Origin of the sequence: Ammoniphilus sp. YIM 78166, assembly GCF_004522215.1 — a bacterium.
GTDB lineage: Bacteria > Bacillota > Bacilli > Aneurinibacillales > RAOX-1 > YIM-78166.
The window spans coordinates 446,143-472,172 of the sequence record NZ_SDLR01000005.1 but is presented as its reverse complement, the minus strand read 5'-3'; the positions used below and the strand labels follow the sequence as shown (position 1 = coordinate 472,172).

The following is a 26,030-nucleotide window of genomic DNA, read 5'->3' as shown; positions in this document are numbered from 1 at the left end:
TTTTATAGCAATTGGAATATTTAGGCAAATGGTTCATTCCATGTTATATTGTCAGAATACTATAATAGTAGTTTAATAGACTGAAGCTAGGGGGGATTCTTCTATGAGAAGTCGTTCGAAGTATCTGAACCTAAGCAACTTAAAAGCAATTCATGCATGGATAAAGAAATTAGAACAACGTAAGTATAAACCTAAAAAATCATTATGGGAAAAAGCGCATAAGAAACTAAAACTTCCTTATCCTATAGTAGGTCATGGAAAAAAACGGCTGGTTTATGATTTGAAGAACGGTTTGGTGTTAAAGGTTGCGATTTCTGTTAATGGAAATGAAAATAATAGGACAGAAGTAGATCTCTATCAAAATGTACCATCTAAGCTAAAAAAGCATCTTGCTAAAGTAAAAGAATATGGTCATGGTTGGCTAATCATGAAGAAGATAGAAAAAGCGCTCCCAAGGACGAAGCAGAGTGTACTAGTCGTAAAAGAGCTACAGAGAAAATTCAAAAAATGTAAAATAGACCCAGTTGACTTGATTTCTAAGAATAAAAAGATAAGATGGAACAATATGGGGTTAAATAAAAGAGGGAAATTTGTCATACTGGATTATGGTAATTTTATTATGACCAGGTGAATGAAAAGTTGGAAGGATGAAAAGGAAATGTCACTTGACAGTGTAAAAGCTCATTTCCAGCAATGGAATCGGCAACAAGATGTAATGGAGTTTGAAACCTCAAGCGCAACGGTGGAACAAGCGGCGGAGACGATTGGAGTAGAGGGTGCTCGCATTGCGAAGACCTTGTCTTTTCGAGGAGAAGGGGAACTCGCTATCCTCATCGTTGCAGCAGGCGATGCTAAAATTGATAATAAAAGGTTTCGTGAGTTCTTTGGCTTCAAAGCGCGCATGCTTACACCGGATGAAGTGTTAGATCAAACAGGACATGCTATCGGTGGTGTTTGTCCCTTTGGTCTAAAGAACCCGCTCGAAGTCTATCTAGATGTTTCGATGAAGCGGTTTGATACGGTATTCCCAGCTTGCGGCAGCACTAACTCAGCAATTGAACTCACCAGTGAAGAACTTTACTTGTATTCATTGGCCAAAGATTGGGTGGATGTCTGTAAAGGATGGCGAGAAGAGGAAACGATGGAATAGGAATGCGAAAGACCAAACAACGGGTACATGTTGTTTGGTCTTTTCTTTTAGCCTTTACTTTTGATATTGAAAATGGTTCTAAGTTTATGAGACATTCTCCATTCTTTGTTTCGAATTACACCGCTTTCCTCTAAGCCGAGTTGGTGCTGTTCATAGTTGCGTTGTGCTTCAAAATCATTCACCCACATTAACATGAGGAACACCTGCCTATTAAATGTTATAAATTCTTATATGTAACTATTATAATTAAATAACATTTAGTTGTCAATATTAGGAAGGGAATTTAGTCTTTTGTCTCGAAAAAGGTAGACAAATAGGAAAAAAGTGTATAGAATACAGTAATAATCATTATCAATGATAAAATTTGTCATTGGTAAGCTGTATGGACGTGGTGATCATTCAAAAGAGGGAGCATTAACGTATGAATATCTTTGAGGCGATAAGAAACCGAAGAAGTATAGGGAAGGTAAAACCAGATCCGGTAAGTCGAGAGATGATTGAACAATTATTGGAGGCAGCATCTTGGGCTCCATCCCATCGTAAGACGGAGCCTTGGAAATTCTTTGTCTTAACCGGGGAGGGCCGAAGACCGCTTGGTCGGGCATTGGCTGAAATTTCCAAGGAAAAAATGGAAGAACCGTTAACCGATGAGAACCAGGTGATGCTGAGAAAGCAGGAAGAAAAGCCGTTCCGCGCTCCCCTTATTATTGCGGTTGCTGTTACTCCTTCCGATGATCCGAAGGTGATCCCGATTGAGGAGATTGGAGCTGTCAATGCAGCTATCCAGAATATGCTGCTCGCAGCACATGCACTTGGCTTAGGTGCTATCTGGCGTACGGGGAAACCAACCTATCATGCGAAAATGAAGGAGCTTTTCGGACTACGTGAACAAGACGAGATGCTTGGGTTTATCTATGTCGGCTATCCGGATATGGAACAGCCGCAAGGACGGAGAAATCCTTTTGAGGAAAAGACCGTTTGGATTAATTCGGATAAGAGTTACTGTTAATGAAAGAAGAGGCTGTCTCCCTTTGGGGAATTAGTCTCTTCTTTTTTTGCGAAAAACGTGCATCTTTGGCAAAAACCACACCCTGTTTGGCAAAAAAACTTACTTCTTTGGCAAAAACGGCCCCATCTTTGGCTTATCCACCACCTGAACTATTAGAAGCTTCTTTTTAGTACAAAACGACGAAAGCACACTCAAAATTCGCGCTTTTATTTCTATATTCAGAAAATACCAGAGGTTAAAATAAGTATACGCTTACAACAAACCATAACAAGGGGCTGATGTGTAATGAGTATTATGCGAATTGGTCGTGCTGAATTAAGAGTCATGGATTTGGACAAGTCGGTAGATTATTATACCAATATTATTGGGTTAGATGTAGTGGCGCGGGACGAAAATCGTGTGTACTTGAAGGCGTGGGATGAGTGGGACCATCATAGTTTAATTCTGCAAAAGGCAGACTCGGCGGGGTTGGATCACTTGGCGTTTAAGGTAGAGAAGGTGGAAGACTTATCCGTGTTGGAAAAACGAATTGAACAATTCGGCTGTACTATCAAGAGGATGTCCAAGGGAACAAGAGTGGGCGAAGGAGAGGCTCTGCGCTTTGAGATCCCGAGCGGTCACCAAGTTGAGCTGTATCATGACATTGAAAAAGTAGGAACGAGAACAGGAGTCCTGAACCCTCATCCTTGGCCGGCTGAATTAAGAGGGATTGCTCCTCATCGCTTAGACCACTGTTTGTTGACAGGGGATGATTTAGAAACGACAACCAGATTTTTTACGGAAGTATTAGATCTTCATCAGAGCGAGAAAATCATGACCGTAGACGGCGAAGTTATGGTGGGAAGTTTCCTGCATGCAAGAAACGGGAAGCCCCATGACATTGCTTTTGTAAAAGGTCCGGATAAAAAACTACACCATGCTGCCTTTTTTGTAGATAACTGGTATGACGTGCTAAAGGCCGCGGATATTTTGACGCGCCATGATGTCACCATTGAGGTGACTCCAACCAGACACGGAATCACTCGAGGTCAAACGGTTTATTTCTTCGATCCATCTGGCAATCGAAACGAAGCTTTTGCAAGTGGTTATATTACGTATCAGGATTTCCCGACCATTACATGGACGGAGGATAAGATTGGCCAAGGGATTTTTTATCATCGTAGAGAGTTGATCGAATCGTTTGGAAAAGCCTTAACTTAATTTGAGGAAGGGGTGATCAAGATGTCGGCAGAAGCTTCTTTTAAGAAAATGATCCGTGAACAGCCGTGGGATTGGAAAACCAAAAATGAATATGAAGAAGTCACTTTAAGGCAGCAGCCTTATTTGCATGGCCACTATCGCCATATTTACGATCAGAGAGACTATGATATCTATGATCCTCGTTATACCAAGTTGAAATGCTCGGACTGGGAGGGTTTTCGAGATCCGAAGAAGTTCTGGTATACGACATATGTCAGCAATCGTAAGAAGCTGGCAGAAGAAGTGGAAAAAGGCTTTGAGTATGCCAAAGAGCTTCAAGTCATTGAAAATCTGTCTCCTCAGTGGGTCAATGCCCTAAGGGATGTGTATACACCCTTGCGACATCTCGAGTATGGAGAAAATGTACAAATGCAATACGTCATCCGCTATGCATTAGGAACGCCGATAGAGCAGTGTGCGACATTCCAAGCCTATGATAAAACAGGAAGGGCGCAGTGGATCTCGCTATGGGGCATGAACATGGAAGAGGAACATGGAGATTTTCTCGCACATGGCAAGCAGGTCTTAATGGAAGAGCCGGCTTTCCAGCCGTTGCGAAGCTATGTGGAGGAGATCTTGGTGACTGAGGATTGGGCCGAAGTGCTGGTCGCCGAGAATCTTACGTTTGATTTGCTGTTAGGCAACCTCATGTACCGTGAGCTGAATAAAGAAGCAATGAAAAATGGGGATACGCATCTGTCGATTCTCAATCTAACGATTAGCAAACAAATGGATTGGCATCGAGATTGGGCGTTTGGGCTATTCAGTTATCTAGCAAAGGATTCAGCCCTGAGTCGTTGGGATTATCTGAAGTCGCTAGGATACGAGAGTTGGCCAGGAGACTATCGATGGGGACTGGTACTAAGCGACCCGCGCGAAACGCCGGAAGAGGAGCAGTCCAATGAGGAGATCATCGCCGGATGGATCGAAAAATGGTACCCCAAAGCTTATGAGGCCGTTCTTTCCCTATCTACTCTGTTTGAGAAGCATGGTCTGGGGATCCACGTCCCTTCAACGCTAAGGAAAATAGAAGAGGAAGTGATTATTCCAACCTTTAAGAAGCATAAGCTGCCGTTTAAAAGCTATCAATTCGTGGAGTAAAGGAGAGAAAGCCGATGACAGTCAAGCAGGCCTATGTTGGAATGGATTTGGACACAAGTGGCGGCGATATCGTACGTGCCATCATAGAGGCCGTTCAAGCCGACAACGAAGGGGTAGTGGTCGAGGATTACACGGTATATAAAAAAGTAAAATCTCCTGGGCACATGGTGTTACGCCGAGAGACGGTAGAAGAGTGCCTAGGCAGGGATTGGGATATGGACGGGGTTCATTTGTATATGACTTCGTACTTTGGATTTATTGAGGATTGGGACGAAGAACAGCTCATTATTAGCTGGGACAACAAAGAATAGAAGGAGGCGATGGAATTGGCAAAAATGGGAGTCAAACAGCAGTATCATGCGATGACCCGGGATTTAATGTGGAATCCAAAGGACTTTGACATGAATCGAGTATACCCCTTGCTAGAAAAGGAAGGGATCATCTTGAAGGACCCGAGTCGCTGGGAAGATCCCTTCCGGATGACCTACAATCAATATGTAAAGGTGCAAGCAGAAAAAGACCTTCTCTATCATGCGGTTCGCAATGCTTTCGAAGCGAATGACGGACACGCCAAGGTGGTCGATGCCCGCTGGTATGAAGGGGTGAAGGCGTTTGCTGTTGCGGTTCAGCCTGCGGAGTATCAAGCCCATCGCTTAATGGCCTATGTGGGACGCAATATTCCCATTGAAGCGATTCGTTTTGCCACGTTTAATCAGTGCATTGATGAGCTGCGCCATGCGCAGATCGAAATCAAGCATTATGCGCACATGAGCCGTCAAATTGATGGTCTGCATGCTTATGCCCAAACCAATGAAAACAACTGGTTCAATACGGTACCGAAGTCGTTTTTTGATGATGCCCTAACCTCAGGTCCGTTCGAAGCCTTGATGGCGATCTCATTCTCCTTTGAATATGTATTTACCAACATTCTTTTCTTGCCATTTGCCCAGTCTGCAGGAGCGGTTGGGGATGACAGCTTTGTGGCGATCGGAAGAAGTGTACAATCGGATGAGTCGCGACACATGGCGCTAGGGATGTCTGCGCTCAAGATGCTACTGGAGGAAGATGACCGAAACATCCCGATTATCCAAAAGTGGCTGGATAAATGGTACTGGAGAGCGTATCGCATTTTCTCCGTGATTGCGACTCTAGTAGACTACTATCCGAGAATTCGCCCGATCTCCTGGAAGAAGGCGTTTGAGATCTATGTAGAGGATCAGGTGTTTGATGGCTTATTTAAGGATCTTAGAAAATATGGCATTCGTCCGCCGTTACACGCCGAAGACAGCATCAAGGAGAAAAACCACTATTCTCACGTGACCATGCGCATCTTGGATCACTACAAGCACGCCAATGTCTTTAGAGGATTCAAGTTGCAGGAAGATGATTACGAGTGGCTGTCCAATGAGTATCCGGATACCTTTGAGCGATACTATGCACCGTTCTATCGCCGGATGGATGATCATGTTCTGGCGGTTGCAAGCCCAGGAATACCGGCGGTCTGCTGCGTGTGCCAAATACCAAACGAATTCCCGGATCCGGACCATCCGACGAGATTGTGGACGCAGTACAGCGAATACAACAATAAAACGTACATGACCTGCTCGCCAGGATGCAAGCATATTTTTGATCAGGAGCCAACGAAATACATGCAGTTCTGGTGGCCGGCCGAAGCGTATATCAGCGGGGAGTTTGGTGAGAATCTGCCTGGAGACCTCTTTAAATACTTGGGCTTCTCTCCTGACGAAGCGAATGAATACTATTCATCGAGAGATTATGAACGCTGGAAAGAGCACCGGAAGCATCTCGGCATGGAGAAAATCTTTGTCACACGTTAAAGAAGAAAAGAGGGGAGAATCATGGCTAATTATTTGAAGGATCCGAATCACTTATTGGTATGGCCAGTATGGAAGGAAGTCACGCAAAACGATTTGTTCTTCTGTAACATTGGAATTCGAGCGCGCTACGATATGACTGGCAAAGAACTGCTGGATGCTTGCGTTGATGCGTGGCAACTTGCCAAGGATCGGAGCTATAAGTTATCCCTCATTCGGGCGGATGGACAACGGGTGATCCCGCTGGATACCAATCAAAGCATTCGAGAGATCGGATTGCGAAATGGAGACCCTATCGAAATCGATATCGCGTAAAAATGAGTCTGCTCCCCTCTTTTAGGATGGCGGTCCTAAAGGAGGGGCTTCACAACCATGCTTGAAAGGAGAATAACCATGAGTTTATCTCAAACAAGGCTAGAGACTTACGAGGTTACCTTAGAACCCAGCGGTAAGACTATTATAGCAAAAGAAGGGCAAACCCTGCTAGACGCAGCCATTCGTAACGGCATACAAATCCCTTACGGCTGTCGACATGGAAGCTGTTCGGCTTGCAAAGCGCAAGTGATTGAAGGCGACTATAAGCTCATGGATCGGGTGTCTGAGTATTCCCTCATGAGCTTTGAAAGAGAAGAAGGCTTTGTCTTATTATGCAGTACAGTTGCGGAAAGTGATTTGGTCGTAGAGATTGAGGAAGAAGAATCCGATGTACCTTTCTTTCCCGTATACGATTTTCAAGCTGCTGTTGTAGACAATGTCCCCTCCACCCCAGACATTCATATCATCACCTTAAAGCTGACAGAACCCACTACGCTGCGGTACGCAGCCGGTCAGTTTTTTGAGTTCGATATTCCGGGTTTAGAAGACACGAGAGCTTATTCCATGGCTAATCCATGTAGGGAGGATGGCACCGTTCAATTTCACGTCAAGCGTATTCCAAATGGTAAAGGCTCTAACTACATGTGCGACTTGAAGCCGGGGGATTTCGTCACCGGTTCTGCACCCTATGGAAAAATGCAGCTTCGAGATCGCTCACGAGATATGGTTTTTGTAGCCGGTGGATCGGGAATGGCACCGATCAAAGCTTTGATTGAGGAATTGTTCTCTTCTCCTTATGAAGGAAAGGCTTATTTCTTCTATGGTGCCCGTACAGTAAAGGATTTGTACCTAGTAGAGGAATGGAAAGAGCTAGAGAAGAAGCATCCGAACTTTCGATTTATTCCGGCCCTATCGCATTTGGATCTAGCCGAAGGCTGGGCGGGCGAGACGGGATTTATTGCCGATGTGGTCAAGCGTACGCTTCCAAGTATGAAGGGAATGGATGCCTTTTTATGCGGTCCTCCTATCATGATTGAGACTACAGTCGATGCTTTGAGCCAGGGCGGAATCAAGGGATCCGATATACTCTATGACGAATTCTAGTTGGGGGGTTATAATATGTTTAAGGTGAGAATCACCGATGCAGAGCAGGATATTACTTGCAGCGACTCTCAAACTCTATTAGATGCTGCCCTTCGTCAAGGAACCCGTATCCCTTATGCCTGTAAGGGCGGGGGATGCGGTATGTGCAAGATCGCCATTGAAGCAGGAGAATTCGAGAGAGGGGCAAGTTCTAAGGAAGTATTGCCTGACGAGGAACGAAGGATGAATTATACCTTGGCGTGTAAAACCTACCCAAGGAGCGACATGATGGTACGCATTCAAATCGGATAAAATCGAATCTTCTTTGGGGTGAGACTGTAAATGAAAGCTTTGGATCTTAGTCTAAGAGAATTCTATCCACAGCAAGGTCACGAGCCTAGTTATGAACGCGTCATTACCGTGCCAACCTCAGCGTTAGGGACCTTGCGAAGAGAACTGATGGAGACGATTGGCCATGAACGCGCCAAGGGGTTCCTGCTTCGCTATGGATGGCATTGTGGGGTAAGCGACGGTGTTCAAGCGAAGCAAAAGCCTTGGGTGAATGAGCTGGAACTGATTTTGGCAGGGCCGCGTCTTCATTCCCTTCATGGCCATGTGGAAGTCATCCCGATGATTTCAGAGGTGGATGTGAAGCAAGGGTTGTTGCACTTTGAAGGGCATTGGAAGAATTCGTATGAAGCGAGAGAGCACGTCAGGCTGTTCGGTCCTAGTGAAGAGCCGGTTTGTTATTCGCTCGCGGGCTATGCAAGCGGTTACCTTACCGTGGTTATGGGAAAAAAGGTGATTGCTAAAGAGGTTCATTGCGAGGGGATGGGTCACTCCCATTGTCATTGGGTCTGCAAAACCGAAGAAGAATGGGATGCGGAAATCGAGAAAGAGCTTAAGTATTATGAGGCGAATCATATTATTGATGAGCTGGATCAAACCTACCAAAAACTGAAGATTGAGCGAGATAATTTGACTAAAGCTCATGATGTCCATCAAAAACTGATGAAGGAAATTCTTCGTGAAAACGAGTTGAAGTCTATAGCGAACACGTTGTTTCAACATATAGGAAGGCCCGTTCTAATTGAAGACAGCAACTTTCACCTGTTATCGGTGGGGGGGATGAGCCATAAAGAGGCACTGGCTTATTCCGAGGAGCTGAAGGGATATCACCAGGAGATTGAAAAAACCTGTTTGGTGGAGGTGTCTACCGAGCATCGACGGGCGATTACCCCCATATACCGGAGACAAAAAGTGATCGGCTATTGTTCCTTTCTCTACAAGGAGCCTACGTTAGAAGAAATTGATAGTTTAATTCTGGAGCATGCTTCCATGGCTTGTTCTCTATATCTGCTGAACGAGCGGACTCGGATACAGGCCGAGCAGCGGATGCGCGGAAGTCTTCTGGAAGATATTTTGAGTAAGCGAATCGCTCATGAGGAAGTGTTGAAGCGCGCTCATCATATTGATTTTAAATGGAAAGATTCTGGCTTTTTTATGCTAGCCTTTAATCGACTGACGAACCATCGGACGATCAAAGAAGAACTGGAGTTTAATGACCAGTTTATTAATGACATGACCCATTTTTTCCAAAGCCGAAAGCTGAATGCCTTGATCGGTCAAAAGTCCGGCCATGTCATCGTCCTTTTGACAGAAGGAAAAAAAGAAGAGATCGGTGCGAGCTTGCACCAGTTTTGTGCGAAAAAATATCGGAATTACCGAATCAATATAGGAGTAAGCTCGACCTCAGAGTCGATCGACGACGCTTCGAACCTCTATGAAGAAACCTTAGCTTGCTTGAAGATTGCGGGTCAAAATCAACATATCGTCTTTTTTGATTCTTTGGGAATTGTGGGTATTCTTTTCCAAACGAGGAATCAGGATGGCTTACACCGTTTTGCCCATAAAATGCTAGGCAGCTTACTCAAAGAAGATAAGCCTAGGAATATGGAGTTAACAAAAACACTCTACCACTATATAAATAACGCTTGTAATGTCAATAAAACGGCTCGTGCCTTAAATTTTTCCGCTAGCGGTTTACGATATCGCTTACAACGGCTTTCTGATATTTTAAAAGTAGATATAAATGAGTCGGCAGTCATGCATCAGATCTATCTGGCCTTGCAGTCTTTGATCGTATTGGGAGAGTTGGAAATTGATGGAGTAAAGGAGGATGGGACTCATGAAGAAGTTCTATGAGAAAAAGGCGATTTCTCAGCAGGTCGTCATGAGAATGCTTGAGGCGGCTTGCCAAAAGGCAGAAGAGCTAGGGATTCGTGTCAATGTAGCCATTACGGATGATGGCGGAAACTTAAAGGGGTTTATTCGGATGGACGGAGCTCCGTTGCTTAGTTCAGAGATTTCCCAAAATAAGGCATATACCGCTTCCGCCTTCGGGATTCCCACTTCTGAATGGTATCCTTTAATTAAAAATCAGCCGGAGCTCCTGCATGGGATTGTTCACACGCCCAAACTGACGATATTTGGTGGGGGAGTGCCCATCTATATCGAAGATCAGCTGGCTGGAGGCATTGGTGTTTCGGGTGGTTCTGCAGAGCAGGATATGGTTTGTGCAGAAGCGGCTTTTGCTGTTTGGAATCCGTCATGGACGGGCGGGGAAGAAAGATGATTACAGTTTGTAAGGGGCATGTTGTCAAAGGCTTACGAGCCATTTCTGTTCCGCATGTTCAATCATTAGGGATGTATACCACAAAAACGTATTGCTATTGCGGGAAGAAAGCAGAAGTGAAGCTCTTTCTTCCAACGATGATTACGGCGAAAGCGATGTGATTGAGATGGCAGAAAACAGTAAATTTATCTTAGCCGGTGGAATCGAGACACACTATCATGAAGCGGGGCAGGGAGAACCCTTGCTATTAATTCATGGGTCTGGTCCGGGTGTATCGGCTTGGGCGAATTGGCGGTTGGTTTTTCCAATCCTATCTGAGCACTTTCATGTGATGGCACCAGATGTGGTAGGGTTTGGGTATACGAAAAGACCTGAGGGCATTCATTATTCAGTGGATCGCTGGGTCACGCATATGATAGATTTCATCGAAGCCATGAGGCTGGAGAGGGTTTCCATTGTGGGAAATTCCATGGGAGGAGCCTTGGCGCTGCAGATTGCTCATCGTCGGCCAGACCTCGTAGATAAACTCATTCTTATGGGCAGTGTTGGGGTATCTTTCCCGATTACGAAGGAGCTGGATCAAGTGTGGGGATACACGCCAAGCTTTGAAAATATGAAAGCGCTCATTCGGACGTTTTCTTATGATCAATCGATGGCAGAGAACGATGATCTCGTAGAGCTACGCTATCAGGCTAGCATGCAGGAAGGGTTTCAAGAAGCTTTTTCTGCGATGTTCCCTGCTCCGCGACAACGGCATGTGGATGCTTTAGCCTTGCCTGAAAAAGCCTTAAGAGATATTCAGATTCCTACTCTCCTTATTCATGGGCGAGAGGATCGCGTCATTCCGATAGAACAAACGAGCTGGAAGCTGGCCGGACTTCTGCCCCATGTGCAGTTGCATGTATTTTCACAATGCGGCCATTGGACGCAGATTGAACAAACGCAGGGGTTTGTGGATCAGGTCATGGGGTTTTTGAAAAGCGGCCCTGTGAAGAGATGACATGAACCGGATCGTGAATATACTGCCTAGAGAGGGCCAAATAATCGGAGTAGAATCCGCTTATTTGGCCCTCTTTGAGCTTATGGTCTGGAAACAGAGCTACAACACAATACCCAAATGCACCACAATCGCGATGACGAAGACGAAAGCAATCCACCGGTGAACTTTTCGGCTGAGGAATGGGCTAACCATAAGACCGATTCCATCAATCGCTAGTAACAACAGAGTAGTCAGACTAATGGCACCTGTAATAGCCGTCCAGTTCCACTTCCATAGACCTGTAAAGGAGATCGCATGAAAGATAGCCAGTCCAAGACCAACCATTCCTGTCATCATATGTAGAGGACGGACGATACGGATGGAATGGGACAGGAAGCGCTTGATGGGAGGTGTTAGCGGAAGAAACGCCCGCGTCAATACCCACCATAGGATTCCGTGAAGGCTTGTCAAGGCAATAAAGACCAACGCGGCGAAGCCAAAGGCTGTTGCATTGGGCGACCAATTGGGACTAGGAAGGGGGGAGAGCTGCCAGGCGGACAAAGCGATGATGCCTAGCAGCAGGTAAAGAGCCACACTGTTCCCAAGTTCTTCTATACGAAAAATCATTTTTTCCCATTTCCCTTGAGGCTGAATCATCATTTTTGAATCTGCTCCTTTTCTTTTTCAGGACCATCGTCTACCAAACCATTGACGGAAGACTTGAATTCCCTTAGTGTCCTTCCTACTGCCTTGCCAAGTTCAGGTAGTTTACTGGGGCCAAAGATGATCAGAGCAATCGTTAAGATAAGAATTAAGCCTGGGATGCCGATGTTATTGAACATTAAAATCACCACCTTTGAACGGGATGTTTCTACTAGGTATATTCTGCCTAAAGGATATTAATCTCAATTTTATAAATAGTTAAAAATATATTACATACTGGAATAGCCATTTGGGTGCGAGCATATCTTTTAGGAGAATTGAAAGCGTTTGCTTAATTGCATCCTATCATAGATTGGAAGATGGGTGATGTCGTGTGCTGAATAAGCAGTGTCCTGAAGAGCTTTCCGTGACGCTTTATCTCAATCGCTTTGAATTGGCTACGTTGCAGCTCAGTTCAACGGATTGGGAGGATTGGACTATAGGTTACTTGTTTTCCGAAGGATTCGTTCAATCGCCCCACGACCTTAAGAGGTTAATTATAGATGATCATCGCCAGAAGGTTTGGGCTGACCTGTTACCAGGCATTGATGTGGAAAGTTATTTGAAGCGCCGTCGTCATTTAACGGCCGGCTGTGGGAAGGGGGTTACCTTTCATTCCGAATCCGATGTTCGAAATTTCAAGCCTGTAGTGGGCAACAGAAAAGTAACCCTACCGGAGATCCAAGAGTATATGCGGCAATTTGCTAAACTAACTCCACTGTACCATCAAACCGGCGGAGTTCATGCCGCATGCTTGGTGGATGAAGAGGGAGGTTTCGTGGCGGTACGAGAGGATATCGGTCGTCATAATGCCGTAGATAAAGTGATTGGGTATGCGCTCAAAGCCGAACAATCACCGAGTTCCTTGATTCTGATGACCTCTGGGCGTATCTCCTATGAGATGCTGGCGAAAGCAGCACGCTTCGGAGTGGGAATTGTGGTTTCACGTACGGCAGCTACGAATCAGGCGGTCAAATTGGCCCAAGAACTTCAAGTGGAAGTGATCGGTTACATAAGGGGTCAAATGGCTACTGTTTACACATCCGTGGGGCGCATTCATGATGGCGATGAACAATGGGTTGGCGGGGACGATCAGCAAAGAAAACTCCAATAAAGGAGGAAAGGTGAAAAATGGGTCAGATTTCACGCCGTGATTTTCTCAAGCGAACGGGGGTAACTGTAGCTGGATTGACCGTCGCCTCGATGGCCGGTGTAGACCTAAAGCCTGTTCGGGCACAAGTCACCCGAATTAAGCTAGAGGTCAGAAAGGGCAAGCAAGTGCCAAGTGTATGTCCGTATTGCGCAGTGGGCTGTGGCATGATTATTACGGAATCTGGAGGCAAGATCATCAATATTGAGGGCAATCCGGATAGCCCGGTGAACCTAGGGTCTCTTTGTCCGAAAGGGGCAGCTGCCTATCAAATGGTTGATAATGCGGAACGACAGACGAAGGTCTTGTACCGAGCCCCGTATAGGGACAAGTGGGAGGAAAAGCCACTGGACTGGGCGATGCAGCGGGTGGCGGAAAAGGTAAAAGAAACCCGCGACAAGTACTTTATTGATACCGCAGATGGAAAAACGGTGAATATGAATCCCGCCATCGCTTCCCTTGGCGGGTCGACGATGGAAAACGAATGGAACTATATTCATCAGAAGCTCATGCGTTCCATCGGCGTTGTCTATATGGAAAATCAGGCCCGTATTTGACACAGCTCTACAGTGCCCGGGCTGGGTACTTCATTTGGTCGTGGCGGGGCTACGACGACGCCAAGAGATTTGGCAGAGAGCGATTGTATTGTGATCATGGGCTCAAATTTTGCAGAGAATCATCCCGTAGGTTTCCGATGGGTGATTCAGGCGAAGAACAAAGGAGCAAAAGTGATCCATGTGGACCCTCGGTTTACGCGTACGTCCGCACTGGCTACCGATTACATACCGATGCGGTCAGGATCAGATATTGTTTTTCTAGGTGCGCTGATCCATTACATGATCCAACATGAAAAATATTTTAAAGAATATGTGGTTCATTACACCAATGCGCCTTTTATTGTAAATGAGAATTATCAGGATACCGAAGACCTGGAAGGGCTGTTCTCCGGCTATAACCCAGATACCCAAACCTATGATCGTTCCACTTGGGATTATGAACGGGAGGAAGTGGAGCTGCCGGAGGGAGAGGGGGCTACATTAACCGACCAATTAGCTCGGCAGAGAAAGGTGGGCCGACCGAAGCGGGATGAGACGCTTCAGCATCCGCGTAGTGTGTTCCAAATTATGAAAAGGCACTATGCCCGCTATACTCCTGAGCTAGTAGAGGAAGTATGCGGAACGCCAAAGGCCGACTTCTTGAAGGTGGCAGAGGCGCTAGCGGCCAATTCAGGCAAAGAACGAACCAGTTCGTTCTGCTATGCCATGGGGTGGACGCAACATACGCTTGGCGTGCAAACGATCCGTGCTGCAGGGCTCTTACAGTCTTTGCTGGGCAATATGGGACGTCCAGGCGGAGGGATTATGGCCTTGCGTGGCCATGCCAATGTACAAGGGGCGACCGATTTAGCGACACTTTACGATGTGCTTCCGGGATATTTAGCGGTGCCATCTGCCAAGAAAAAGCACGATACGCTTCAAGACTACTTGTTGATGGAAACGCGTCCAACCGGTTGGTGGGTGAACTACCCTAAATATATGATCAGTCAGCTCAAGGCCTTTTTCGGAGATGCAGCCACACCGGAAAATGATTTCGGGTATGATGCGCTGCCGAAGTTGGTGGGCAATCATTCCCATTACAACATGTTCCAGAGTATGTATCAGGGCAAGATTAAAGGCTTTTTCGTGATGGGTCAAAATCCGGCAGCGGGAGGGCAAAATGCACGCTTCCACCGGGAAGCGATGGCAAAGCTCGATTGGCTGGTCATTCGCGATCCATTCTTGACCGAAACCGCGACCTTCTGGTACCAAGCACCGGAAGTGGTCAATGGGGAGGTTCAGGCAAAGGATATCGGGACGGAGATCTTCTTCTTCCCAACCGCGGTGTTTGCTGAAACCGGTGGCAGCTTCACCAATACGAACCGTATGGCGCAGTGGAAGGAAAAAGCAGCCGATCCGCCAGGTGACTGTCGATCAGATATGTGGTTTACCTATGAACTAGGCAAAAGTCTGAAGGATCTTTACCGAGGCAGTACACAACAACGCGACTGGCCGATTCAAAATCTACTGTGGAATTATGAGCCAGATCTTCATGACGGGTTTCGGGTTCATGAGCCGGATGACCATGCCATCCTTAAGGAAATCAATGGATACGAAGCGGATACAGGAAAACCGATTGCCAGTTTCGCGAATCTGAAGGATGATGGGTCGACGGTTTCGGGAGCTTGGATCTATACCGGTATTATGCCGGATGACAAGACTAACCGTGCAGCGGCTCGAGAGGGAGATGACTATGTCAGCTTAGGCTGGGGATTTTGCTGGCCAGCTAACCGGCATATCCTTTATAATCGGGCCTCGGCTGCTCCGGATGGTCGCCCGTGGTCTGAACGGAAGAAATATGTATGGTGGGATGCGGCGGAGAAGAAATGGACCGGTCTGGATGTCCCTGACTTTGCTGCTACAAAAGCTCCCGATACGCCGGCGAAGCCGGAAGGATTGGGTCTGGATGCTCATTCCGGGTCTGAGCCGTTTATTATGAATTTGGATGGCCGAATTCAGCTGTTTGGCCCGTTGGCCGATGGTCCGTTGCCAACGCATTATGAACCGGTAGACACTCCGATTGCTAATAAGCTTTACCCTAAATATCCCCATAACCCTGTGGCTGTGTATTACAAGGATTTGCCGCATAACGAAGTACATGGCATTGGAAATCCGCAATATCCGTATGTCATGACAACGTATCGGGTGACAGAACATCATTTGAGTGGCCCAATGTCACGCTGGCTTCCGTGGCTTGCAGAGATTATGCCGGAGGTGTTCTTGGAAATTAGCCCAGAATTGGCGGGACAGCTGGGAGTTCGAAATGGAGAATGGGTAACCATTACAACGGCTCGCGGCCAAGCAGAAGCCAAAGCGCTGGTCACTCGTAGAATGAGGCCGTTTAGGTTGGGCGGCGAATTGGTCCATCAAGTCGGAATGCCGATTCACTGGGGCTATGCGGGCATCGCTACAGGATCTGCGTCCAATGAATTGACGGCGATTGTTGCGGATCCGAATGTATTCATTCACGAATCCAAGGCGTTCACGTGCGATGTGCGAAAAGGCCGAATTCGGATGGGGGTGTAAGGGGTGGCCGGAAGTAAAGGGATGTTTATTGATACATCCACCTGTACAGGTTGCAAAGCCTGTCAGGTGGGGTGTAAAGAATGGAACCAGCTGCCGATGGGTGAAATGGCGTTTACCGCCAATAGCTATGATAACACGGGAGCCTTAAGTGCAGAGAACTGGCGTCACGTGAAGTTTATTGAGCAATTTTCCGATGACCGCTCGAAGCAACGCTGGCTTTTTTTGAGTGACTCCTGTAAACACTGTCAGGATGCCGGTTGTATGGAGGTTTGTCCGACCAACGCCATTATCCGGACGGAGTTCGATACCGTGTATATTGACCATGACGTCTGTATCGGTTGCCGCTATTGCATCTCAGGCTGTCCTTTCGGGGTAATTGGAATTGATCATATTACCGGAACGGCGCAGAAATGCACGCTATGCTATGACCGTCTTCAAGAGGGAGAGCAGCCCGCTTGTGCTCAAGTCTGTCCGACGGATTGCATTCAATTCGGCGAAGTAGATGAATTGCAGGCGATGGCGGATGAAAGGATGGATCAGCTGAAAGTAAATGGGGAAGAGGAGGTCTCCATCTACGGGAAAAAAGATGTGCTTGGTGGCTTGAATGTATTTTATCTGCTCTTGGATAAGCCGGAGGTGTACGGTTTACCTTCGAATCCGCAGCTCCCGAGCAAAAAGCAAGGAATGGGCTATTTCAGCAGCTTACTTGGGTTTCTCGGGGTGGGACTGGTCGGGCTGTTAAGTTTTCGAGCGAATCGCATGAAAGAGCGGGCGGAAGAACAACACAAGGACGATCGCTAGGGGGGACGTCAGATGGGACCGATAGGATACGTGTATGAAAGCGGGCTGCAGAATCCCCTCTGGAAATGGGAGATCGTCGTGTACTTCTTTGTAGCTGGGATTGCGGTGGGGACGTACTTGTTTGCAGCCTTTGGCCAGCTGTGGGGAAGCCGTTTAGATCGACAGCATTCGATTTCAGGCTATTATTTCGCCATGCCGATGATGATGATCAGCGGCTTGATGCTCATTCTGGATTTATCCGTACCGGATAAGTTCAGCAAATTTCTTCATATGATGTGGAACCCGAGAGAAGGGATGCTGACTTTCAAGGCGGAATCGGTCATGTCCTTGGGCTCCTGGGTCATAATGCTGTTTAGTATCATCGCGACGATTTCTTTTGCCTACGCTCTCATTAAGCATAGGCAGTGGGAAGACCGAGTTCCTTTTGCACGATGGTTGGTTGGTTTGCATGAAGGGCGGGTTAAAGGTTTGTTTCTGGGCATCGGAATTTTATCTGCGGCTTATATCGGGACCTACACAGGCATATTACTTTCCACCACGCATTGGCCGGTCTGGTCTACGAGCTCCTTGATTCCTCTTCTGTTCTTAATATCGGGGGTATCTACGGGGTTGGCGGCTATGGTGCTTTCTTTGTCCAAGAGGTTGGAACAGGAACAGACCAAAGGGTACATCCACCGACTGGAAAAAGCCGATACCTACATCATGGTGGGAGAGATTGTCATCCTAGCTGTTTTTTTAATCAGCTTAGGACCGTGGGCCAGTGTGCTATTGAGCGGAAGCAATGCCTTCCTCTTGATTGGCGGGGTAGTCGTAGCGGGCTTACTGGTGCCTCTGTATCTCCGCTACAGACCCGTCCTTGGGGAGAAAAACAGTTTAATACTATCTAGCTCCTTGATTTTATTCGGCGGATTAATACTGCGGTACATTATGGTCGTCGGGGTTCAATAGAGTGCCTGTCACTCCCCGAAATTTGTCGAGTGGTGAAGCCTTGTTCACCACTCTTTTCCTATACGAGAGGAGAGAGTTGCGATGCTGACCGATGTGGAACAACGCGTGAAGAAGCTGAAGTCTCAACATAAATCCATAAAGGGGCTTGCCGATATCCAGCTGGACTTGATCAAGCGGATGTTGAAGTGGAGTCCAGACCAAAGTATCGTCCCGTCCGTGGAAGAGGAACTAAAGGCCGATAAGCTCGCCTGCGGAGACTATCTCATAAAAGGATGGGAGGACCGAGTGGATCTTTCGTTTGCTCGCTGCCTTTTTTACGAACTACTGCAATGGGATGGGGTGGGGAAGGCCAAGCGAGGGTTGAAAAAGTTTGGTAAAACCATTGCGGATGAAGAAGTGGATGCCCTCTTGTGGTCTGGGTTAACGAATGATGAACCGCTTTTTGCTTCTTTTACTCATCGATATGAATTAGAACCGGACATGCTTGCGCTCTTGGTGCAATACAGCTTGTTGCCTACCTTAAACCAGATCAATAAAGAGTGGACGAGAGGTTTTTCAATCGATGACTGGAATCAAGGGTATTGTCCCGTGTGCGGTTCTCATCCTATCATGGCAGAGTACCGGGACTCGGAGAAGTTCAGGTTTTTGCGCTGCGGATCCTGTGCTTGTGACTGGGTGTTCTCCCGAGTCGGTTGTCCGCAGTGTCACAATCGCGATTATCATACATTAGATTATTTATACCGAGAAGGGGAGTCTAAATATCGTGTCGATGTATGCGAGAAGTGCCATAGCTATGTAAAAGGAGTGAATGCCCTGTCTGCGCAAGAATATCCTCACCTCTTAATAGAGGATGTCGCAACCATCCACCTAGATTTGATGGCTCAGGAGCATGGATATAGTCGTTATTGAAGAGTCCTTTAAATTAAAATGTTGAAAGATTGGAAAAATGCGGTACAATCATTAAGATGGTAATTTCTGCACAGATCTAAGGAGGGAACTCAGCATGGAACTAACATTGAATCTAGCTAAGAAGTTGATAGAGATCGGGAAAGCAAAAGCCATTCAAGATTTTGGCCGTCCGATTTGTATCGCAGTTTGTGATCCAACAGGCGCTCTCCTAACTTTTGACCGCATGGATGGTGCTCCGCTCCGCAGTATCCGCATTTCTCAATCTAAAGCTTACACAGCTGCCCGTATGGGGATCCCAACAGATGCCTTCCTAGCGAGATTGCGTCAAGACAACCTAGATATTGGTTATTTTTGTGACCCTGAATTTACCGCCCTTCCTGGTGGAAACCCATTGAAGGATAGCAGTGGGAAGATTCTCGGTTGTGTAGGTGTCAGCGGTCTCGCGGCCAGCGAGGATCAGGCCATTACAGAGTATATCGCGCAACTTGTGGTTGATGGGGGCATTGAATAATAGGGTTGGTAGACGTGCACTGGGGTAATAAGAGCCCAGTGCTTTTTCTTTGTAATGATCACTGGATTGTGAGTAAAACCATTCATTGTGTGAGCAAAAGGTAATTCCTATAGTATGTGAGTAAGGCTTATGGCTCTATGAGTATACCCGGCACCAAAGTTGGAACTTAATCAAATGCCCGGCCGTTTCATTCATACAAAAACCGCACAGTCTTGCGGTACCTCAACCGAGCGATCTGCCAGGTTCAAGTTGGTTTTAACGATAAAATGCAGAGTTCCGTTTGACTAATTCCTTAACTCCAGTTAACTTATAACTATCATTAGAATAAAGGAGTTAACGACTTTGAAGGAGTATTCCTTACGCGAGATAAAGAAAGCTAGAGGCAAGATTTCACTGTTAGAAGCAGGGCTTAGTCTAATCGGTGAAAATACCTTTAGGGAAGTTAATTTAGAAGAATTGTGCAGGAAAGCGGAAATTTCTAAAGTTACGTTTTTTAAGTTTTTTCCTCAGAAGGAGGACCTGCTGGTTTACTTCATGAGGATCTGGTTGTCTCAACGCTTGCTTGAACTTCATCTCGAACCAAGGAAGGGCGTGGCCGCCATCGAATATTTGTTTCAATCCATTGCAGATGGGTCGGAGGAACGACCAGGCTTGATGTTGAGCTTAATTAGTTTTCTAGCGGAACAAAGGATGCACCCCCATATGCCAACGTTGAGTGAAGCTGAAATACACCTCTTTTTCCCGGGACATGAGGACCTAGTACATGCAGAGCCTCCCGATTTAGCTGCGTTTTTCTTTCATTATGTAGAAGAGGGGAAGGCCGCTCATGAACTAAGGACTGATCTAACTTCGGATGAGATGGTTAATGTGTTGTTCACTATCTTTTATGGGGCGTTTCTCACCTCGCATCTTTGCCAAACGAAGGATATCATGGAGATGTATCGGCTTCACCTCAAATTAATCAAAATCTAAAGCAGAGCCCCTGGGGTTCTGTTTTTTTCTGTTGACACAAAACGTGTATTGAAGTTAAATTATTAACAACAGTTAACTTATTTGGAGGTGCGGACATGAAGAAAGCATTAGTCGTAGGGGCTTCCGGAGGAATGGGTTATGCCTTAACTTGTGAGCTTGCTTCAAGAGGAGTGGACGTGGTGGCTTTTGCAAGGAGAAAGGAGAGGCTCGAGACACTTTTTCAAAATCAACGAAAAGTCACTCTTATCCCCGGGGATGTCTTGAATCAGAGTTCGCTACACCAGGCCGCCAAAGGGGCGGATGTTATTTTTCACGCTGTAAGCTTTCCGTATCCGGAGTGGGAAACGAAGCATGTAGCCTGTCTTGAGAACGTGCTAAACGCAGCGAAAACCGAGCAAGCGAGGGTTGCTTATGTAGACAATATTTATGCCTATGGTAAGCAAAACACGCCACGGGTGACAGAAGAAGCCGTAAAAGAGCCTCATACGAAAAAAGGAAAGCTTCGGTTAAGCATGGAGAACAAGCTGAAGGACAGTTCTGTACCGACTCTCATCGTTCATCTACCCGATCTTTATGGTCCCAATGCAGAGAATACGATCCTTCACGAAACGCTAAAAGGCGTCGTTCAGAATAAAACCGCCAATTTTGTCGGCAGTACCAAAGTGGCGAGAGAATTTCTCTTTACTTTTGACGGAGCGAAGGTGATGGTGGATTTGGCATTCGATCCTCAAGCCTATAACCAAAACTGGAACATTCCGGCCGCACATCCGGTCACAGGAGAAGAGTTGATGGATATCCTACGTGATATTACGGGATTCAAAGGAAGCGTGCGATCGGTATCCACTATGCTTATTCGCTTGATGGGATTGTTTTCGCCTGCGATGAGAGAGGTTGTCGAGATGATGTATTTAACTGAAAGCCCCGTCGTTTTAAGTGGGGAAAAGTTTGAAAGAGAAGTAGGACCTCTGCCGCGAACACCCTATCGTTTAGGATTAGAACAAACCATTGCCTGGATGAAACTTTAGGCCGATCACCCTCGTCTAATCATCGAAATGTGTTAACTAGAGGAGGTGAAAACGTTTATGCTTAAAAAATGTATAGGGTCCTTGGCCCTGATGTTAACCTTAACCGTATTCATCCATTATGCTCAGGCTGCAGACGTCAAGGGATCACCTTCTGTCCAGATCAATGGGCAAAAGCTGAGCACGAGTGCCCTCATCGAAAAGGGGTCCACCATGGTCCCGTTAAGAGCCATTTTTGAACGCTTTGGTGCAGAGGTCCAATACGAGGCTACGACGAAAACCATTGTGGCGACGAAGGGAACGACTCAAGTCACGTATAAGATAGGGGAATTAACGGCGAAGGAAAATGATCAAACCATTACATTGAAAACTTTACCCATCATACGCAATGGGGTGACCTATATACCCTTGCGAATGGTAGCGGAGGCCTTCGATGCCAATCTTCTCTGGAACGGAACGGCGAAAAGTGTCATTATTCGTTCACCAGAAAACAATGTACATACCCCAGCATCCGAAATCCTAAAGAGTTATGCTTCCGATCCGATGAGTAATGTAAGTAAGGCACTAGGGTTCCCAGGTCAACCCCGTCTGATGTTTATTAACGCGGATCCACTGCAGAAAATGATCACCCTGACCAATGTCTCAGATAAGGAGCTGGATTTATCTGGCTGGTACCTAAAAGAGTTTCAGAAAAATGGAAGCTATGTGTTCCCCATGGGTTTCATCCTGCCTATAGGCCAAAATGTGAGGATTGCCGTAGGAAATGACAGAGGGGATCTGAATTGGAATTCAAAAGGGATCTTTCGAGAAGGGGCACCAAACCGAATCGATCTGTATAAGCCAACAGATAAAAATGTGCCAGTTTTGATGTGGGAAGGGTAAACGCATGGTTTTTAAGGAAGCAGCTGCACTTAGGCAGCTGCTCGCTTGTTCGCAGAAGACTTGAACGGAAGATCTGAGATCAAGAATATACTAGATAAAATGATGATCAGTCCGCCAACCATGCCTGCAGTAATTTCCTCTTTCAAAAAAATCACACCCCATATCATCCCGAACAAGGGAATGAGAAATGTAACGCTTAAGGTTTTGGTTGGCCCAACGCTTTCTATTAGATAGAAGTAAAGAAGGTAGGCTATGGCTGTGCAGAAGAGTGCCAAACCTAAGACGGAAAAGACAACCACACCTGTCACATGCTCTGTGGAAGAAGGTAAATACCCCAACGTGAAGGGGAAAAGCAACAGGGCGGCCCCTGCTTGTTGTCCAATCGCCAGTGATAGGGGTGGCACCCCGGCAAACGTTTTTTTAGCATACACCCCTGCAAACCCATACGAAATGGTGGATAAAATGGATAACCCGATCGCCATCATAACTTCAGGCGTAAAGGGGATGGGGCTCCATCCCACAAGAACCATCACTCCAATAATACCAGTCAGAATGCCCATCCATTTGCGGAGGGAGAGCTTCTCTTTCATCCAGACCCAAACCACAAGGGCCGTAAATAATGGTGTCAATGAGTTCAGTATGGCGGACATCGATGCGTTCAGATAAAGCGCCGCTGCAGCGATGAGCATAAACGGAATGGCGGCATTAAGGGCTCCGATCATGAGATATTGCTTCCAGCGCTGTCTAAAACCTGCAGAATTCCCTAGCAGCGTCAGGTAAAGGAGAAGGGCAAGAACAGCGAGAGTCACCCGGCCTTGAATCGTAAGGAAGGGGCCTAATACGGGTGAAGCGATGCGAATGAATAAAAAGGATGCGCCCCATAAGGCAGCAAGTGCAAAAAGGGCGGTGATGTCTTTGATTTTCATAGGAACCTACCTTCTCTATAAGTGGTTGGGGACATCCCGATATGCTGAAGAAAGAGGCTTGCGAAATGAGCGGAGCTCTTATACCCCAACAAATGGGCGATGTCCGTAATGGTGTGATCCGTGGAATGCAGCAGCACAGATGCTTCTTGCAATCGTAAAGCCGTGATATACTCCAATGGCGTTTTTCCTGTTGCTTTCTTGAACAGGCGCTGCAGGTGAAACTTACTCATGCCAACTTCTGCTGCGATCCTGTCTAAAGTTAAAGTGGTTCGGTATTCTCGCTCTATCAGCTGAATCGTAGCCTCAATAAGCCTATCATTGCTAGGGGGATCGATTAGATCAGGACGACATCGTTTGCACGGACGATAGCCCTTCTGGATGGCTTGGTATAAATTGGAGAAGAATGACACATTTCTTCTCAAGGGTGTACGAGATTTACAAGATGGGCGACAGCAAATTTTCGTGGATCGGACTGCGTAGAAAAAGATCCCGTCATACTCCTGACTACAGTTCTTGACGGCTGACCACTTGATCTCATCATTTAATGGGTTCATCAGCTCACCTCTCTTTCTTTGTTTTATCATAAAGGAATTGGTTTGTGCATTCGGTTTATTGCTTTTTAATTCGAAGGAGGTCGCCATGAAATGTAAGGACTGCGGGTACGAGCATCACTTGAATACGCAAAAATGGGTATATATCGGTGATGAATGTTATGTCATTCAAGCGAATTATTTGGATGAACCCAAGTTAACGGAAATTGCCGACCATGCCTTGTCGCTCAATCCAGAACAAGATGCCATTTACATTGATAGAGGATACATTGACATTCTGAGTTGTGAGGCTTGCTTCTTAACGAATACAAGAAATCAGCTGTTAAGGATTGAACAGAAGTATTTTGAGAATAATGGCTTAAGTATAATCTATTATTTCTAGCATAGGGGAAGTGATCTCATGTACGAGCTAAAAACCAAAGAGAATGACAATAGTGTCCTTGCGTTTATTGAACAAGTGGAAAATCCGAAGAAACGGGAGGATGCTTATCGGTTACTAGATATCTTCACGGAAACGACCGGCTATCCAGCGAAGATGTGGGGAACAAGCATCATCGGATTTGGAGCTTATCATTATAAATATGAATCCGGTCATGAAGGCGATGCACCTTTAGTAGGCTTTTCCCCTCGAAAGGCCAATTTCAGCTTGTACCTTGCACCGGGAGACATCGAAAGAGAAGAATGGCTCGCTCGTCTTGGAAAACATAAAGCGGGTAAAGGCTGTGTATATATTAATAAGGTAGCAGATATTGATGTGGAGGTACTAAGAGCACTGATTATTCACTCTATGGATCTGTTGCAACATCGATATTCGAGTAAAGCTCGGGAATGAAAAAGGCACGACTAGTCTTTCTACTTCTACCCCTACTTCTTCTGGTGAATTTTTCATATAATAGAATTCAAGCGTATGGACCTGAACAAACCATCGTAAGAGCTTTTGAGTCAGTTAAACTGGGAACAGATACTGCTCTCCATCAAGAAGCTAGGGAACAGATGAGATTGATTCTTGACCATATTGACGTTCCGGGCTTTTCAGAAGCAACCTTTAATTTTCAAAAAGTTAGTGAGCAGCCGCTTCAGTTGCGACATTGTTCCCTCCTACTCACTTTGGAAAAAGCCGGAGTATGGAAATGGGAGATTGGGAGCGTGGAAGGTAAAGCTCACTGTTTTAGGGAGGGAGACAAAAAGTGATACAAGACCTTAAGCTGATTGCATTAGATATTGACGGTACGTTGCTCAATGATCGAGGGGTGATTCCAGAGGAGAATCATCAGGCCATCCAACTAGCGAAGCAAAAAGGAATCCATGTCGTGTTGAGTACGGGGAGATCTATCATCACTTGCCGGGAGTATGCTAAGTCTCTGCAGTTGGATTCCTACCTGGTGACCTCCAATGGTGCAGAAGTCTGGGACAATAAAGGGAACCTGCTACAGCAGCATATCTTGACAGCTTCTCTTGTCGGCCAAATGTACGAAATGGCACAAGCTTACGAAACGCGTTTTTGGGCGATCTCTACGGACCGCATCTGGTCCGGTGAAATGCCAGAAGATATTTTTTCTCGACATTGGCTGAAGTTTGGTTTTGAATTGGATACCATGCAAAAGAAAGAAAAAATAGCCAGTCTTCTTGCAGATACTGGTGAACTGGAGATCACAAGCTCCACTCCAATGAATTTGGAAATTAATACAAGGGGCGTTCATAAGGCCAGAGGACTTCAGTATGTTTGCGAGCAGCTAGGAATTGGAATGAAACAGGTTATCGCCATGGGGGACAGTCTTAATGATTTGGAGATGATCAAGGCAGTCGGTTGCGGAATTGCCATGGGCAATGCTCAAGAAGAACTCAAGCGAGCGGCAGATTGGATTACCGACACCAATGAGGAAGCTGGGGTAGCGAATGCGATTAAGCATTGGGTTCTATAGATTTACATGAAGTAGAGAAAGATTTTACAAAAAAGTTACATAAAAGAGATTCTCTTGTATGGTTTCCATTACCTTAGTCACAGTTTTATTTTTATGGGTAATTTTCATCTTCCTAAAAGTCCATATCATCCAGGTCCACTAACCTATAAGTCTAAGGATATATCCCCTTTTATCTTCATGATATAGGTACTATTTTACTATTTTTCTACCACTAACAATATCTTAATAGTTTTTATATAAGTGTTTAAACTTCATTTGTTAGCCTT

The 26,030-nt window shown here is 46.1% G+C and carries 32 protein-coding genes; 28 read left to right on the top strand and 4 right to left on the bottom strand.

What is annotated here, in order from left to right; genetic code table 11:
• The first annotated feature begins 103 nt into the window (after window positions 1-103).
• The 15 genes from EIZ58_RS23500 (at window position 104) to EIZ58_RS23440 (ending at window position 11,367) form a co-directional block, all read left to right on the top strand.
• Window positions 104-631: a hypothetical protein gene (locus EIZ58_RS23500; RefSeq protein ID WP_134703379.1), complete on the top strand. Its 528-nt coding sequence runs from the start codon at window positions 104-106 to the stop codon at window positions 629-631.
• Window positions 632-658: 27 nt separating this feature from the next.
• Complete coding sequence (locus EIZ58_RS23495; protein WP_134703378.1) at window positions 659-1,150, top strand: YbaK/EbsC family protein; 492 nt, start codon at window positions 659-661, stop codon at window positions 1,148-1,150.
• A 421-nt stretch (window positions 1,151-1,571) separates the two neighbouring features.
• On the top strand, window positions 1,572-2,159 hold the full coding sequence (locus EIZ58_RS23490) for a nitroreductase family protein (protein ID WP_134703377.1): 588 nt from the start codon (window positions 1,572-1,574) through the stop codon (window positions 2,157-2,159).
• Window positions 2,159-2,329, top strand: a complete 171-nt coding sequence (locus EIZ58_RS33765; RefSeq protein WP_167577910.1) for a hypothetical protein — start codon at window positions 2,159-2,161, stop codon at window positions 2,327-2,329. Before EIZ58_RS23490 ends, EIZ58_RS33765 begins: the two co-directional genes overlap by 1 nt.
• Window positions 2,330-2,444: 115 nt before the next feature.
• Window positions 2,445-3,359 carry a catechol 2,3-dioxygenase gene (locus EIZ58_RS23485; RefSeq protein ID WP_134703376.1) on the top strand — a complete coding sequence of 305 codons (915 nt, stop codon included), beginning with the start codon at window positions 2,445-2,447 and terminating at the stop codon, window positions 3,357-3,359.
• A gap of 21 nt (window positions 3,360-3,380) precedes the next feature.
• A complete protein-coding gene (locus EIZ58_RS23480; protein WP_134703375.1) occupies window positions 3,381-4,499 on the top strand; it encodes a ferritin family protein in 1,119 nt (372 codons plus the stop codon).
• A gap of 14 nt (window positions 4,500-4,513) precedes the next feature.
• On the top strand, window positions 4,514-4,810 hold the full coding sequence (locus EIZ58_RS23475; protein WP_134703374.1) for an MmoB/DmpM family protein: 297 nt from the start codon (window positions 4,514-4,516) through the stop codon (window positions 4,808-4,810).
• A 24-nt stretch (window positions 4,811-4,834) separates the two neighbouring features.
• On the top strand, window positions 4,835-6,337 hold the full coding sequence (locus EIZ58_RS23470) for a ferritin family protein (protein WP_240689394.1): 1,503 nt from the start codon (window positions 4,835-4,837) through the stop codon (window positions 6,335-6,337).
• A 21-nt stretch (window positions 6,338-6,358) separates the two neighbouring features.
• On the top strand, window positions 6,359-6,649 hold the full coding sequence (locus tag EIZ58_RS23465) for a hypothetical protein (protein ID WP_134703372.1): 291 nt from the start codon (window positions 6,359-6,361) through the stop codon (window positions 6,647-6,649).
• A 78-nt stretch (window positions 6,650-6,727) separates the two neighbouring features.
• Window positions 6,728-7,753 (top strand): NADH:ubiquinone reductase (Na(+)-transporting) subunit F, encoded by a 1,026-nt coding sequence (locus EIZ58_RS23460; protein WP_240689348.1) that lies wholly within the window; start codon window positions 6,728-6,730, stop codon window positions 7,751-7,753.
• Between the two features lie 15 nt (window positions 7,754-7,768).
• Window positions 7,769-8,044 carry a 2Fe-2S iron-sulfur cluster-binding protein gene (locus EIZ58_RS23455; RefSeq protein ID WP_134703370.1) on the top strand — a complete coding sequence of 92 codons (276 nt, stop codon included), beginning with the start codon at window positions 7,769-7,771 and terminating at the stop codon, window positions 8,042-8,044.
• A gap of 30 nt (window positions 8,045-8,074) precedes the next feature.
• Window positions 8,075-9,937 (top strand): XylR N-terminal domain-containing protein, encoded by a 1,863-nt coding sequence (locus EIZ58_RS23450; protein WP_134703369.1) that lies wholly within the window; start codon window positions 8,075-8,077, stop codon window positions 9,935-9,937.
• Window positions 9,921-10,367, top strand: coding sequence for a GlcG/HbpS family heme-binding protein (locus tag EIZ58_RS23445; RefSeq protein ID WP_134703368.1), 447 nt, complete (start codon window positions 9,921-9,923; stop codon window positions 10,365-10,367). The genes EIZ58_RS23450 and EIZ58_RS23445 overlap by 17 nt, the downstream gene beginning before the upstream one ends.
• Entirely contained in the window at window positions 10,364-10,528 is a 165-nt protein-coding gene (locus EIZ58_RS33760) for a hypothetical protein (RefSeq protein WP_167577909.1), read from the top strand. The genes EIZ58_RS23445 and EIZ58_RS33760 overlap by 4 nt, the downstream gene beginning before the upstream one ends.
• Window positions 10,529-10,533: 5 nt before the next feature.
• Window positions 10,534-11,367 (top strand): alpha/beta fold hydrolase, encoded by an 834-nt coding sequence (locus tag EIZ58_RS23440; protein WP_134703367.1) that lies wholly within the window; start codon window positions 10,534-10,536, stop codon window positions 11,365-11,367.
• A 99-nt stretch (window positions 11,368-11,466) separates the two neighbouring features.
• Here EIZ58_RS23440 and EIZ58_RS23435 read toward each other — a convergent pair whose 3' ends face one another.
• Window positions 11,467-12,006 (bottom strand): hypothetical protein, encoded by a 540-nt coding sequence (locus EIZ58_RS23435; protein ID WP_134703366.1) that lies wholly within the window; start codon window positions 12,004-12,006, stop codon window positions 11,467-11,469.
• Window positions 12,003-12,188, bottom strand: a complete 186-nt coding sequence (gene tatA, locus EIZ58_RS23430; RefSeq protein ID WP_134703365.1) for a twin-arginine translocase TatA/TatE family subunit — start codon at window positions 12,186-12,188, stop codon at window positions 12,003-12,005. The genes EIZ58_RS23435 and tatA overlap by 4 nt, the downstream gene beginning before the upstream one ends.
• A 194-nt stretch (window positions 12,189-12,382) precedes the next feature.
• On the opposite strand from tatA, the gene fdhD reads away from it, so the two are divergent.
• The 10 genes from fdhD to EIZ58_RS23385 all read left to right on the top strand — a co-directional run bounded on the left by fdhD (window position 12,383) and on the right by EIZ58_RS23385 (window position 22,365).
• Window positions 12,383-13,162 (top strand): formate dehydrogenase accessory sulfurtransferase FdhD, encoded by a 780-nt coding sequence (gene fdhD, locus EIZ58_RS23425; RefSeq protein ID WP_134703364.1) that lies wholly within the window; start codon window positions 12,383-12,385, stop codon window positions 13,160-13,162.
• Window positions 13,163-13,179: 17 nt separating this feature from the next.
• Window positions 13,180-13,755 carry a twin-arginine translocation signal domain-containing protein gene (locus tag EIZ58_RS35375; RefSeq protein WP_205672334.1) on the top strand — a complete coding sequence of 192 codons (576 nt, stop codon included), beginning with the start codon at window positions 13,180-13,182 and terminating at the stop codon, window positions 13,753-13,755.
• Between the two features lie 12 nt (window positions 13,756-13,767).
• Window positions 13,768-16,320 (top strand): formate dehydrogenase-N subunit alpha, encoded by a 2,553-nt coding sequence (fdnG, locus tag EIZ58_RS23420; protein ID WP_205672320.1) that lies wholly within the window; start codon window positions 13,768-13,770, stop codon window positions 16,318-16,320.
• A gap of 3 nt (window positions 16,321-16,323) precedes the next feature.
• The gene (locus EIZ58_RS23415) at window positions 16,324-17,121 is read left to right on the top strand and encodes a 4Fe-4S dicluster domain-containing protein (RefSeq protein ID WP_240689346.1); all 798 of its coding nucleotides are present in this window, start codon (window positions 16,324-16,326) and stop codon (window positions 17,119-17,121) included.
• A 12-nt stretch (window positions 17,122-17,133) separates the two neighbouring features.
• Complete coding sequence (gene nrfD, locus EIZ58_RS23410; RefSeq protein WP_134703362.1) at window positions 17,134-18,069, top strand: NrfD/PsrC family molybdoenzyme membrane anchor subunit; 936 nt, start codon at window positions 17,134-17,136, stop codon at window positions 18,067-18,069.
• 81 nt (window positions 18,070-18,150) lie between these two features.
• The gene (locus tag EIZ58_RS23405; RefSeq protein WP_134703361.1) at window positions 18,151-18,978 is read left to right on the top strand and encodes a formate dehydrogenase accessory protein FdhE; all 828 of its coding nucleotides are present in this window, start codon (window positions 18,151-18,153) and stop codon (window positions 18,976-18,978) included.
• A gap of 94 nt (window positions 18,979-19,072) precedes the next feature.
• The gene (locus EIZ58_RS23400; RefSeq protein WP_134703360.1) at window positions 19,073-19,489 is read left to right on the top strand and encodes a GlcG/HbpS family heme-binding protein; all 417 of its coding nucleotides are present in this window, start codon (window positions 19,073-19,075) and stop codon (window positions 19,487-19,489) included.
• A 342-nt stretch (window positions 19,490-19,831) separates the two neighbouring features.
• Window positions 19,832-20,461, top strand: a complete 630-nt coding sequence (locus tag EIZ58_RS23395; protein WP_134703359.1) for a TetR/AcrR family transcriptional regulator — start codon at window positions 19,832-19,834, stop codon at window positions 20,459-20,461.
• Window positions 20,462-20,556: 95 nt separating this feature from the next.
• A complete protein-coding gene (locus EIZ58_RS23390) occupies window positions 20,557-21,486 on the top strand; it encodes an SDR family NAD(P)-dependent oxidoreductase (protein WP_134703358.1) in 930 nt (309 codons plus the stop codon).
• Window positions 21,487-21,543: 57 nt separating this feature from the next.
• Entirely contained in the window at window positions 21,544-22,365 is an 822-nt protein-coding gene (locus EIZ58_RS23385; protein ID WP_134703357.1) for a stalk domain-containing protein, read from the top strand.
• A gap of 29 nt (window positions 22,366-22,394) precedes the next feature.
• Here EIZ58_RS23385 and EIZ58_RS23380 read toward each other — a convergent pair whose 3' ends face one another.
• Entirely contained in the window at window positions 22,395-23,291 is an 897-nt protein-coding gene (locus tag EIZ58_RS23380) for a DMT family transporter (protein WP_134703356.1), read from the bottom strand.
• Window positions 23,288-23,845, bottom strand: coding sequence for a bifunctional transcriptional activator/DNA repair enzyme AdaA (locus EIZ58_RS23375; protein WP_167577908.1), 558 nt, complete (start codon window positions 23,843-23,845; stop codon window positions 23,288-23,290). Before EIZ58_RS23375 ends, EIZ58_RS23380 begins: the two co-directional genes overlap by 4 nt.
• A gap of 85 nt (window positions 23,846-23,930) precedes the next feature.
• Here EIZ58_RS23375 and EIZ58_RS23370 point away from each other — a divergent pair, with 85 nt between their 5' ends.
• The 3 genes from EIZ58_RS23370 to EIZ58_RS23360 all read left to right on the top strand — a co-directional run bounded on the left by EIZ58_RS23370 (window position 23,931) and on the right by EIZ58_RS23360 (window position 25,764).
• Entirely contained in the window at window positions 23,931-24,224 is a 294-nt protein-coding gene (locus EIZ58_RS23370; protein ID WP_134703354.1) for a hypothetical protein, read from the top strand.
• Window positions 24,225-24,242: 18 nt separating this feature from the next.
• Window positions 24,243-24,674 (top strand): DUF1801 domain-containing protein, encoded by a 432-nt coding sequence (locus tag EIZ58_RS23365; RefSeq protein WP_134703353.1) that lies wholly within the window; start codon window positions 24,243-24,245, stop codon window positions 24,672-24,674.
• 355 nt (window positions 24,675-25,029) lie between these two features.
• Window positions 25,030-25,764 carry a Cof-type HAD-IIB family hydrolase gene (locus tag EIZ58_RS23360; protein ID WP_134703352.1) on the top strand — a complete coding sequence of 245 codons (735 nt, stop codon included), beginning with the start codon at window positions 25,030-25,032 and terminating at the stop codon, window positions 25,762-25,764.
• The last annotated feature ends 266 nt before the right edge of the window (window positions 25,765-26,030 follow it).

What these genes read in the sequence shown, in the direction of transcription:
- EIZ58_RS23500 (WP_134703379.1), top strand. Translation starts at nt 104, where the DNA reads ATGAGAAGTCGTTCGAAGTATCTGAACCTAAGCAACTTAAAAGCAATT.
- EIZ58_RS23495 (WP_134703378.1), top strand. Translation starts at nt 659, where the DNA reads ATGTCACTTGACAGTGTAAAAGCTCATTTCCAGCAATGGAATCGGCAA.
- EIZ58_RS23490 (WP_134703377.1), top strand. Translation starts at nt 1,572, where the DNA reads ATGAATATCTTTGAGGCGATAAGAAACCGAAGAAGTATAGGGAAGGTA.
- EIZ58_RS33765 (WP_167577910.1), top strand. Translation starts at nt 2,159, where the DNA reads ATGAAAGAAGAGGCTGTCTCCCTTTGGGGAATTAGTCTCTTCTTTTTT.
- EIZ58_RS23485 (WP_134703376.1), top strand. Translation starts at nt 2,445, where the DNA reads ATGAGTATTATGCGAATTGGTCGTGCTGAATTAAGAGTCATGGATTTG.
- EIZ58_RS23480 (WP_134703375.1), top strand. Translation starts at nt 3,381, where the DNA reads ATGTCGGCAGAAGCTTCTTTTAAGAAAATGATCCGTGAACAGCCGTGG.
- EIZ58_RS23475 (WP_134703374.1), top strand. Translation starts at nt 4,514, where the DNA reads ATGACAGTCAAGCAGGCCTATGTTGGAATGGATTTGGACACAAGTGGC.
- EIZ58_RS23470 (WP_240689394.1), top strand. Translation starts at nt 4,835, where the DNA reads ATGGGAGTCAAACAGCAGTATCATGCGATGACCCGGGATTTAATGTGG.
- EIZ58_RS23465 (WP_134703372.1), top strand. Translation starts at nt 6,359, where the DNA reads ATGGCTAATTATTTGAAGGATCCGAATCACTTATTGGTATGGCCAGTA.
- EIZ58_RS23460 (WP_240689348.1), top strand. Translation starts at nt 6,728, where the DNA reads ATGAGTTTATCTCAAACAAGGCTAGAGACTTACGAGGTTACCTTAGAA.
- EIZ58_RS23455 (WP_134703370.1), top strand. Translation starts at nt 7,769, where the DNA reads ATGTTTAAGGTGAGAATCACCGATGCAGAGCAGGATATTACTTGCAGC.
- EIZ58_RS23450 (WP_134703369.1), top strand. Translation starts at nt 8,075, where the DNA reads ATGAAAGCTTTGGATCTTAGTCTAAGAGAATTCTATCCACAGCAAGGT.
- EIZ58_RS23445 (WP_134703368.1), top strand. Translation starts at nt 9,921, where the DNA reads ATGAAGAAGTTCTATGAGAAAAAGGCGATTTCTCAGCAGGTCGTCATG.
- EIZ58_RS33760 (WP_167577909.1), top strand. Translation starts at nt 10,364, where the DNA reads ATGATTACAGTTTGTAAGGGGCATGTTGTCAAAGGCTTACGAGCCATT.
- EIZ58_RS23440 (WP_134703367.1), top strand. Translation starts at nt 10,534, where the DNA reads ATGGCAGAAAACAGTAAATTTATCTTAGCCGGTGGAATCGAGACACAC.
- EIZ58_RS23435 (WP_134703366.1), bottom strand. Translation starts at nt 12,006, where the DNA reads ATGATGATTCAGCCTCAAGGGAAATGGGAAAAAATGATTTTTCGTATA.
- tatA (WP_134703365.1), bottom strand. Translation starts at nt 12,188, where the DNA reads ATGTTCAATAACATCGGCATCCCAGGCTTAATTCTTATCTTAACGATT.
- EIZ58_RS35375 (WP_205672334.1), top strand. Translation starts at nt 13,180, where the DNA reads ATGGGTCAGATTTCACGCCGTGATTTTCTCAAGCGAACGGGGGTAACT.
- nrfD (WP_134703362.1), top strand. Translation starts at nt 17,134, where the DNA reads ATGGGACCGATAGGATACGTGTATGAAAGCGGGCTGCAGAATCCCCTC.
- EIZ58_RS23405 (WP_134703361.1), top strand. Translation starts at nt 18,151, where the DNA reads ATGCTGACCGATGTGGAACAACGCGTGAAGAAGCTGAAGTCTCAACAT.
- EIZ58_RS23400 (WP_134703360.1), top strand. Translation starts at nt 19,073, where the DNA reads ATGGAACTAACATTGAATCTAGCTAAGAAGTTGATAGAGATCGGGAAA.
- EIZ58_RS23390 (WP_134703358.1), top strand. Translation starts at nt 20,557, where the DNA reads ATGAAGAAAGCATTAGTCGTAGGGGCTTCCGGAGGAATGGGTTATGCC.
- EIZ58_RS23385 (WP_134703357.1), top strand. Translation starts at nt 21,544, where the DNA reads ATGCTTAAAAAATGTATAGGGTCCTTGGCCCTGATGTTAACCTTAACC.
- EIZ58_RS23380 (WP_134703356.1), bottom strand. Translation starts at nt 23,291, where the DNA reads ATGAAAATCAAAGACATCACCGCCCTTTTTGCACTTGCTGCCTTATGG.
- EIZ58_RS23375 (WP_167577908.1), bottom strand. Translation starts at nt 23,845, where the DNA reads ATGAACCCATTAAATGATGAGATCAAGTGGTCAGCCGTCAAGAACTGT.
- EIZ58_RS23370 (WP_134703354.1), top strand. Translation starts at nt 23,931, where the DNA reads ATGAAATGTAAGGACTGCGGGTACGAGCATCACTTGAATACGCAAAAA.
- EIZ58_RS23365 (WP_134703353.1), top strand. Translation starts at nt 24,243, where the DNA reads ATGTACGAGCTAAAAACCAAAGAGAATGACAATAGTGTCCTTGCGTTT.